Here is a 1,648-nt window from a genome sequence, read left to right on the forward strand (position 1 = left end):
GCCGCCTGCGCATGCAGGTCGACAGCAAGCCGGAGGAGCTCGACGAGGTCGACCGCCGGCTGATGATGCTGAAGATCGAGCGCGAGGCGCTGAAGAAGGAGGAGGACGCTGCCAGCCGCGACCGCCTGGTCCGCCTGGAGCGCGAGCTGTCCGAGCTGGAGGAGCGCTCCGACGCCCTGACCACCGCCTGGCAGGCCGAGAAGAACAAGCTCTCCGAGGCGCAGAAGGCCAAGGAGGAGCTCGACCGCGCGCGGACCGAGGTCGAGGTGGCGCAGCGCCGCGGCGATTATGCCCGGGCCGGCGAGCTGACCTATGGCATCATCCCGACCCTGGAGCGGCAGATCGCCGAGGCGGGCGACAATGGCCGGCTGGTCAACGAGGCGGTGACCGAGGAGGGCATCGCCGCCGTGGTCAGCCGCTGGACCGGCATCCCGGTCGAGAAGATGCTGGAAGGCGAGCGGGCGAAGCTGCTGCGCATGGAGGACCAGCTGCGCCGCCGGGTGGTCGGCCAGGAGGAGGCGCTGGAGGCGGTGTCCAAGGCAGTGCGGCGCGCGCGTGCCGGGCTGCAGGACCCGAACCGGCCGATCGGCTCCTTCCTGTTCCTGGGCCCGACCGGCGTCGGCAAGACCGAGCTGACCAAGGCAATTGCCAGCTTCCTGTTCGATGACGAGCGGGCGCTGCTGCGGATCGACATGTCGGAATACATGGAGAAGCACGCGGTCAGCCGGCTGATCGGCGCACCTCCGGGCTATGTCGGCTATGAGGAGGGCGGCGCGCTGACCGAGGCGGTGCGGCGCCGGCCCTACCAGGTGATCCTCTTCGACGAGGTCGAGAAGGCGCATGAGGATGTGTTCAACGTCCTGCTGCAGGTGCTGGACGACGGGCGGCTGACGGACGGGCAGGGGCGGACGGTCGATTTCCGCAACACGCTGATCGTGCTGACCAGCAATCTGGGCTCGGAGATCCTGGCCGCCCAGTCGGAGGGCGAGGATGTCGACCTGGTGCGCGGCCAGGTGATGAACGTGGTGCGCGGCCGCTTCCGCCCGGAATTCCTCAACCGGCTGGACGAGATCGTGCTGTTCCGCCGGCTGGCCCGGCAGGACATGGGCGCCATCGTCACCATCCAGCTCGGCCGGCTGCGCAAGCTGCTGGAGGATCGCAAGATCACGCTGGAGCTGGACCAGGCGGCCTCCGACTGGCTGGCCGAGGCGGGCTACGACCCGGTCTACGGCGCGCGCCCGCTGAAGCGGGTCATACAGCGCAACCTGCAGGACCGCTTGGCCGGGCTGCTGCTGGAGGGGCGCGTGGCCGATGGCAGCACCGTGCGGGTGACCGCTGGCGCCGAGGGGCTGGAGCTTGCCGCCTGACGCGTCCGCGGCGGTTTTTTGATCCCTCTGCGGCATTTTCGTGAAAGCCGTTTGACAGGGGAGGGGGCCGGGCCTAAAAGCCGGCTCCCGACGCTGAGGCGCTTCGAAAGAACGCCGGACGCTGAGGGCGCTGAAAAAAACTTCAGCGGGGTGGTTGACCGGCGAAGGAAACTTCGCTAGATACGACGCCCCGCCGAGAGCGATCGAAGCGGAGGGCAAGGCGGAGACGCCGAGCCATTGTTGATTTAAAACCGCATCGGGTTTTCTGGAAGTAGAATGGA

General features: G+C 68.2%; 1 protein-coding gene. It reads left to right on the plus strand.

What is annotated here, in order from left to right; all coding sequences use genetic code 11:
* Nucleotides 1–1,367, plus strand: a 1,367-nt coding sequence (locus BKE38_RS29340) for an AAA family ATPase (protein WP_131829798.1), incomplete at its 5' end; no start/stop codon positions are given.
* Nucleotides 1,368–1,648 lie beyond the last annotated feature (281 nt).

The organism is Teichococcus deserti, from assembly GCF_001982615.1.
In the GTDB taxonomy this organism is placed as follows: domain Bacteria; phylum Pseudomonadota; class Alphaproteobacteria; order Acetobacterales; family Acetobacteraceae; genus Pseudoroseomonas; species Pseudoroseomonas deserti.